This is a genomic window from Rickettsia endosymbiont of Culicoides newsteadi (genome assembly GCF_002259525.1).
Classification (GTDB): Bacteria; Pseudomonadota; Alphaproteobacteria; order Rickettsiales; family Rickettsiaceae; genus Tisiphia.
Window position 1 is genome coordinate 1 of sequence record NZ_MWZE01000056.1, and the last position, 7,379, is coordinate 7,379.

Below are 7,379 nucleotides of genomic sequence, written 5' to 3' on the forward strand. Positions count from 1 at the left end.
CAAGTGAAAATGCCTTGTTCAAATTGGTTTTTTGTGCTATAAAACAGATTACAGCAAAGTGGAATATGCCAATCCCAGATTGGGCGGTAACCGTTTCCCAGCTAGATATTTTCTTCCCTGATAGGTTGAATTTTAGACTATGATATTCTATACTGACACAGCTCAGCGAACGTTCTCTTATTCTACACAGAATATAGTGGTATTTTCTAATAAATATTACTTCTATGCCCTATTTTATTTATAATTACTAAATTATTTGCTAAATCCGTATCAGCTGTATCTTCCCATTTAGCCTTATAAACTAGGCTCTGCACGATATCTTTCTTTTAATTTTTGCTTCATTTCTTCAGAAGTATAAAATTTCCTATTTGGATTTTTCATTCTGGCTAAAGCATCTTCAGCATCCTCTATATCTTGTAATTGCTCTTTAATGTAGCTTTCAATTGCTTTATGAACAATATAGCTTTTTGATCTTTCCATTGATTTAGCTATCAAAAATAAAGAGATATTTAAATCATCCATCTAGTTTACCATTCCCGCGTAGACGGGAATCTAGACCCCTGCTTACGCAGGGGTGACACAACAATGGATTGCCGCGTTGCCGCTTTTAGCGGCTCCTCGCAATCTGATGTATCCCCACGAAATTCTTGCTATTTTACGCGAGTTGCCAATTAAGTTAGCTCATAAAACCTAGATGTCAAGCAGTTTACGAACTATTTGACACGTGAAAAGTATAATCAAAACGCTATGTATTTTAAAAAATTTCTAATTTTGAGAATTTATTGCATTTTTTGACCTGATTAAATGTTCTTCAAACCTTGTGAAGTCTAGGGTTTACTAAAATCAATTAATTGGCAACTCGTGTTATTTTGCAACAATTTCGTGGGGATACATCAGCTCGCAATGACGTTGACCACATACGACTTTTAAACTACCCGGTCTAAAACTGATTCTTCTAACTTTCAACAGTTATGGTTGTCACCCCTACGAAGGGTAAGGGTGACATTAGAACTTATAATATGGGAAGAAGCGGTTAGAAGTCCATACCTCCCATGCCACCCATACCACCACGTGGCATAGCAGATTCATCCTTATCAGCTGGTTCATCAATAATAAATGCTTCGGTAGTAATAATCAAAGAAGCAACTGATGCTGCATCTTGCAAAGCAGTACGCACGACCTTAGTTGGATCGATAATACCAGCTTTAATCATGTCAACATAAGTCATATCTTGAGCATTGAAGCCAAAGTTTTTATCTTTGCTATCAGTAAGTTTCCCAACTACAATAGCTCCATCCATACCAGCATTCTCTGCAATTTGTCTTACTGGAGCTTGCAGAGCCTTCTTAACGATGTTAATACCAGCCTGTTGATCTTCATTAGCACTTTTTAGTGACTCTAAAGCTCTTGCCGCATAGAAAAGAGTAACACCGCCACCAGCAACAACGCCTTCTTCCACGGCAGCTCTAGTAGCATGCAAAGCATCTTCTACACGATCTTTTCTTTCTTTTACTTCAACTTCAGTAGCACCACCAACTTTTAAGACAGCTACGCCACCAGCAAGTTTAGCTAAACGCTCTTGTAATTTTTCTTTATCGTAATCTGAACTAGACTCATCAATTTGTGCTCGAATTTGAGAACAACGAGCTGCGATATCTGCCTTACTACCAGCACCATCAATTATGACAGTATTTTCTTTGGAGATAGTAACTTTTTTAGCAGTACCTAGCATTTTGATATTAACATTTTCAAGCTTCATACCAAGATCTTCACTAATAAGCTGACCACCTGTTAAAATAGAGATATCTTCCATCATGAATTTTTTTCTATCGCCAAATCCAGGAGCTTTAACTGCAGCAACTTTTAACCCACCACGTAATTTATTCACTACCAGGGTAGCAAGCGCCTCTCCTTCTACATCTTCAGCAATTACTAATAAAGGACGTCCTGATTGCACTACGGCTTCAAGCACTGGTAACATTTGCTGTAAATTTGATAATTTCTTTTCAAATAATAAGATAAAAGGATTTTCTAATTCAGCTACCATCTTTTCGGAATTAGTAACAAAATATGGTGATAGATAACCTCTATCAAACATCATACCTTCAACTACATCTACTTCAAAACTAAAATTCTTAGCTTCTTCAACGGTAATTACCCCTTCTTTACCAACTTTTTCCATTGCTACGGCAATTTTTTCACCAATTTCTTTATCACCATTTGATGAAATAGTACCAACTTGAGCAATCTCCTCTTGGCTGCTGATTTTCTTACTAGCTTTCTTAATTTCTTCAACTATTAAATTAACGGCTGAATCTATACCACGTTTTATATCCATAGGATTCAAGCCAGCTGCTACCGATCTGTTACCTTCCCTTGCTATTGCTTGAGTTAGAACAGTTGCGGTAGTTGTTCCATCACCAGCAACATCAGATGTTTTACTTGCCACAGATTTTACTAATTGGGCTCCCAAATTTTGGGCTTTGTCTTTTAGTTCAATGGCTTTTGCCACTGTCACACCGTCTTTGGTTAATCTTGGTGCTCCGAATGACTGTTCAATTGCAACATTTCTACCTTTTGGACCTAATGTTACTTTTACGGTATCAGCTAAAATATCAATACCTCTTAGCATTTGTTCACGTGCATTTGAGCCGTGTCTTATTAATTTTGTTGCCATATTATATTCTCCTTACAAATTAAATAATTCTTATAATAATTTAGATAAATTATTAACTAATTATGCCCATGACATCACTTTCTTTCATGATTATCATATCTAAACCATCAACTTTAACTTCAGTACCAGCCCATTTGCCATATAGTACTTTATCGCCTACTTTAACTTCTAATGAGTGGATAGTACCATTCTCCCCTCTCACTCCTTTTCCTACAGCTATTACTTCCCCTTGCATAGGCTTTTCCTTAGCTGTATCAGGGATAATAATTCCCCCGAGTGTTTTTTCTTCTTGTTGAATTGGTTTTACCGCAATTCTATCATGTAACGGTCTAAAAGACATTCTTACCTCCATAAAATTAATACTTACACATTGTGTATTCTATATATGTTTGATTTTGTAACAGTTCAAGGGATAAAAGAAAATTTTTTAATTATTAATGAGTAATTTATGTAAATAATTCACCTTACGCATAAACCCCATGACAATTTAAAAATTTCGGAAAAGTGCAAAACGCTATTAGCGAGACCACGTAGTGGACGAAGCAATCCACATTCATTAGATTGCTTCGTCGCTACTAAAGTAGCTTCTCGCAATGACGATGAGGCTAAATACTAATTGATGAGAAGTTGGTGACGTCATCACTCGTCGCTCGCCTATTACTTATAGGCATTGCTCCATCGTTCCTAGCCCCAAATTCTCCTGAATTGACTATATATATACCTCCTAGTTTATTTTTGATAATCTAGTACTATGTCTCCCACCTTCAAATTTAGTGGTTAAAAATTTATCGACCATTTGACATGCCAATTCTTCGTTTGGTATCTTAGCTCCTAACACTATTATATTAGCATCATTATGGGCTCTTGATCTTTCTGCCATAAATAAGTCAAAACATAAAGCAGCCCTTATGTCAGATGTACGATTTGCAGCAATTGACATACCTATACCAGTTCCACAAATTAAAATTCCTAAAGGAGCTCTATTTTCTAAAATTCCATCAACAACTTTTTTAGCATAATCTGGATAATCGACTGCTTCTTGGTTATAAGTACCATAATCAAGGATAGATATATTTTTATTGTTTAAATAACTGATAATTTTATTCTTGAGTGAAAATCCTGAGTGATCACTGGCTATTAGAATGCTGTAAGTTTTCATAATTACGTAATCTTGGTAAAAAAAATACTAAAATTAATTGTACATTAAAGTTAGTTTATTGCATAATAAAATTGCAAATTTTTTGGTTAGTTATGAAAAACAATATATTTTTTATCTATTTTGTAATATTTATGATTTCTGGATGTGCTACTCAACTTCCAGCTCCTATTGAATATAATCGTGGAAAGAATTTTTCCCAAAAAGCTACAACTACAAAACCACCAACTACCACATATTCTGAAAATAACCATATATCAGAAAGTGATGAAGGCGAAATAATAGGTAGAGAGATTGACGAGAAAGAAAAAGAGTTTGATGCTCCAACTGGTTTCTTACAGGAACGCCATGCTATAAAGCCTCAAAATCAGGACGATATAATAATAGTCCCAAAAGTAAAACTAGATGATAATAAGATAATCTATCGTGAGGTTCAATCAGGAGAAACGTTAGAATCGATAGCCAATGAGTATGGTCAAACGGTTGAGCAATTAGCTGAGCTAAATAACATGTCTGCCCCATACCATCTTAGCAAATCTCAAATTATCATGATAAAAGTTAATACTGAGCTGTTAAATAAAAAAAATCAAGAAAGATCAATAAGAAAAAGCACTATAAGAGAAACGGAAAATGCGACAAATTTTATCAAACCAATTGATGGTAAAATTACTATCAAATTTGGTGAACAAACATCTAAAGGAAAAAGCAAAGGGATTAATATTGCTGCAAAAGAAGGCGCTAATGTAAAATCTATTGCCTCAGGTAAAGTAATGTTTGCAGGCAATGATACAAAGTTTGGTAATTTACTAATAGTAAAATTAGATAACAGCGACCTTTATGTTGCTTATGCTTATTTACAAGACCTAATTGTTCAAAAAGGAGCAACAGTTTCACAAGGAGAAGTAATAGGACATGTAGGGGGTACTGGAGATGCCGAATACCCTCAGCTGCATTTTGCTATTCGCCAGGGAAAGCTAGCTGTTGATCCGCTACAATATGTAAACTATTAAAATTTAGAACATAACGTAGCAAGAACCTTTAAATAGCAAGGATGCGTTGAAGCTAGGAAATTGCCTGCGATAACTATTCCATTATATCTCCCTGATTTGTTTAAATATTAACTTTTTTTCTCTAAATATGTTTATTTTATGAAGAAAATTAGCTAGAGATCGCGGCTTTGACATATCACGTTTGTAGCTTTGTTTAGTCATTGATACATAATTAGAAATTAAAGAGGGTATAACTTCATAGTAATATACTTTATATAATCCTTTCATTGTTTCCATAGTTGTTAAATATCCCCATTTCATAACCTGTTGAGGTACTCTGGCTAGAGCTTCTATACAAGCAATTGTTTCTTCGACTTCAGGGTCGCTACTCTTATAAACATCTGCGACTGGTGCCAAATTAAACTTCATATCTTCGATCATAGCTCTAATCATCAGTCCCATATATTGTTCTTTTGCGAACCTCTTAATAAAAAGTAATTTTCTCCTATAAACAGAAAATAAAAATTTCTGTCTATAGATCAATGCAAGTAATCTTGCCCAATAAACCCTTATGCCATGAACCTTGTTCTTATTATAAAATTCTACCTTCTCTTCATAATTAATCATTTGCCTCATCCCCATCGAGAGAAGATTAGCTAATAATTTATTACAATTAGTAATATCATCCTTCCTCGCCTGTTTTACATGAGGCGTTGCTTTTGTTCCAGAGAAATTTGCTGAATGACGACTTATTTGACGACCACTCACATCTCTTTTAATATCGGCAAAATGCCCGAGTTCTTGCCCAGCTATAATTTGTAACCTAGCAACTGCTGCCCATCCATCACCATAAGTTGGATGAGTTTCATCATTTTCAGCAAATGGATTGCCACCACAGGACACAAAGACTGCAACATTCTTGCCGTCAGTACTTTGCATACCACTATTGGAGCCAGAACGTTGCCAATCAACTATATCCATCATATCGCCAATATTATGGGAGTAAGTAATAAATACTTGAACCTGATCATGCAGTAACCACCTAATAACTATAGGATGGGCTGACTGAACAAAAATCCTTGTTAATCTTTCAGTAACTAATGGGTTAACTGGTTGTAATTTTTGAATTTGTTTTTTCAAATCTGTATAAATCAATGCCAATTTTTTATCGGATATAGAAGATTTATATAAAGACCTAAATAACTGATTAGTTTGTTCAATTAAATCTGGGTCTGTTATTTCTTCCTTACTTACCATCAAACTAATATTGAATTTGGGATCAGAAAATCTTGCAAAATTGCAGCTATTATCGGTATCTATTCTAAGTTTACCCGATTTAATTAATTGCCGAGCTAATTGTTCATATTCTATCTGCATATCTTCAGGATAGATAGCAGGAACCTTATCGAGTATATGATAAATTGAACTCATAATAGTACACTTAATATTTTCATTTTCTATCTAGAATCTCAAAAAATTTATCCTTAATAACTTCATCAAATTGCTCTAACGTTATATCAACACCAAGTTTCTTTAACGAGGTTACCGGTACATCCCTTAACCCACAAGCAATAATTCCGGAGAACATATCAAGATTTGTTGAAATATTTACAGCAATACCATGATATGCAATCCATTTTCTAACCCTAACGCCTATTGAGGCAATCTTTGCCGGTACACCGTTTTCTTTTACCCATATTCCTACCATACCATTAATAGTAAAAGCTTTGATCCCAAAATATAACAGGCTATTTATAATCCATTCTTCCAATAATTTAATATATAGCTTTAAATCTTTTTGTCTCCATTCTGATGCTAAATCAACAATAGGATATATAACTCTTTGTCCGCTACCGTGGTAAGTAAACTTCCCCCCCCTATTAGTATAAATTACTGGTATATCTCCAGGGTCTAGCAATTCATTGGCCTTAAAACTAGTACCTGCGGTATAGATATCCTTATACTCAACTAAATAAACAACCTCTTTCGAGGATTTATTAATTAAACTAGCAACCTTATCTTCCATTAATTTTACCGTATCTTCATATTCTGAAAGACCTGATAAGGTAACAAATTGTACCATAGTTAGTAAGATATTTTATATTTAAGGAATATTATAATACACAAATAGGCTACCACTAAGAAGTAAAATAGAAAAAAAGGGAGTGTTCGTCAAACTGTGTCAAGTTGAAAAAATAATCTTTTAAATGTATAAAATAAAGATTATTGATGTTGTAAATAGCGAAGAATGTGGATAAGTTACTATCAACTTATCCACATGTTCTTCGCATAAAATAATAGGAAATTTGACATGAGCAAACCAATGAAACCAATTCAACTAGACCAAGTATCGCAAATACTTAATCAAGATAAATGTATAGAAATCATTCAAGGATTATACCAAGGTAAACCGCTACTTGGTGCAGGTGGACTGCTAACATCATTAGTTAAAGATTTTACACAACTTGCCCTAGAAAGTGAAATGGATTGTCACTTACTGGAAAATAGTTTAGAACAAGGGAATAACCGGAGAAATGGTCTTACTACTAAAACTATG

General features: G+C 34.3%; 8 protein-coding genes and 1 pseudogene. 3 read left to right on the forward strand and 6 right to left on the reverse strand.

Features of this window, described 5'->3' with window-relative positions; genetic code table 11:
* A pseudogene (locus RiCNE_RS08585) lies at positions 1 to 143 on the forward strand (IS256 family transposase); the annotation flags it as partial.
* Between the two features lie 151 nt (positions 144 to 294).
* Here the strand turns inward: RiCNE_RS08585 and RiCNE_RS04640 are convergent.
* The 4 genes from RiCNE_RS04640 to rpiB all read right to left on the reverse strand — a co-directional run bounded on the left by RiCNE_RS04640 (position 295) and on the right by rpiB (position 3,836).
* Complete coding sequence (locus tag RiCNE_RS04640; RefSeq protein ID WP_094649440.1) at positions 295 to 522, reverse strand: ribbon-helix-helix domain-containing protein; 228 nt, start codon at positions 520 to 522, stop codon at positions 295 to 297.
* Between the two features lie 511 nt (positions 523 to 1,033).
* Entirely contained in the window at positions 1,034 to 2,677 is a 1,644-nt protein-coding gene (groL, locus tag RiCNE_RS04645) for a chaperonin GroEL (protein WP_094649441.1), read from the reverse strand.
* Positions 2,678 to 2,729: 52 nt separating this feature from the next.
* Positions 2,730 to 3,017: a co-chaperone GroES gene (locus tag RiCNE_RS04650; protein WP_094649442.1), complete on the reverse strand. Its 288-nt coding sequence runs from the start codon at positions 3,015 to 3,017 to the stop codon at positions 2,730 to 2,732.
* A gap of 384 nt (positions 3,018 to 3,401) precedes the next feature.
* Entirely contained in the window at positions 3,402 to 3,836 is a 435-nt protein-coding gene (gene rpiB, locus RiCNE_RS04660) for a ribose 5-phosphate isomerase B (protein WP_094649443.1), read from the reverse strand.
* Between the two features lie 92 nt (positions 3,837 to 3,928).
* On the opposite strand from rpiB, the gene RiCNE_RS04665 reads away from it, so the two are divergent.
* A complete protein-coding gene (locus RiCNE_RS04665) occupies positions 3,929 to 4,843 on the forward strand; it encodes a LysM peptidoglycan-binding domain-containing M23 family metallopeptidase (protein WP_094649444.1) in 915 nt (304 codons plus the stop codon).
* Positions 4,844 to 4,924: 81 nt separating this feature from the next.
* Here the strand turns inward: RiCNE_RS04665 and RiCNE_RS04670 are convergent, their stop codons facing one another.
* Positions 4,925 to 6,253, reverse strand: coding sequence for a DUF2748 family protein (locus RiCNE_RS04670; RefSeq protein WP_094649445.1), 1,329 nt, complete (start codon positions 6,251 to 6,253; stop codon positions 4,925 to 4,927).
* Positions 6,254 to 6,272: 19 nt separating this feature from the next.
* The gene (gene lipB, locus RiCNE_RS04675) at positions 6,273 to 6,905 is read right to left on the reverse strand and encodes a lipoyl(octanoyl) transferase LipB (protein ID WP_094649446.1); all 633 of its coding nucleotides are present in this window, start codon (positions 6,903 to 6,905) and stop codon (positions 6,273 to 6,275) included.
* 228 nt (positions 6,906 to 7,133) lie between these two features.
* Between lipB and RiCNE_RS04680 the strand changes: the two genes are divergently transcribed.
* Positions 7,134 to 7,379: hypothetical protein (locus RiCNE_RS04680; protein WP_410525741.1), on the forward strand; the 246-nt coding region annotated here is incomplete at its 3' end.

Bases quoted from the DNA above. Each gene is read 5' to 3' on its own strand.
- RiCNE_RS04640 (WP_094649440.1), bottom strand. From the start codon at position 522: ATGGATGATTTAAATATCTCTTTATTTTTGATAGCTAAATCAATGGAA.
- groL (WP_094649441.1), bottom strand. From the start codon at position 2,677: ATGGCAACAAAATTAATAAGACACGGCTCAAATGCACGTGAACAAATG.
- RiCNE_RS04650 (WP_094649442.1), bottom strand. From the start codon at position 3,017: ATGTCTTTTAGACCGTTACATGATAGAATTGCGGTAAAACCAATTCAA.
- rpiB (WP_094649443.1), bottom strand. From the start codon at position 3,836: ATGAAAACTTACAGCATTCTAATAGCCAGTGATCACTCAGGATTTTCA.
- RiCNE_RS04665 (WP_094649444.1), top strand. From the start codon at position 3,929: ATGAAAAACAATATATTTTTTATCTATTTTGTAATATTTATGATTTCT.
- RiCNE_RS04670 (WP_094649445.1), bottom strand. From the start codon at position 6,253: ATGAGTTCAATTTATCATATACTCGATAAGGTTCCTGCTATCTATCCT.
- lipB (WP_094649446.1), bottom strand. From the start codon at position 6,905: ATGGTACAATTTGTTACCTTATCAGGTCTTTCAGAATATGAAGATACG.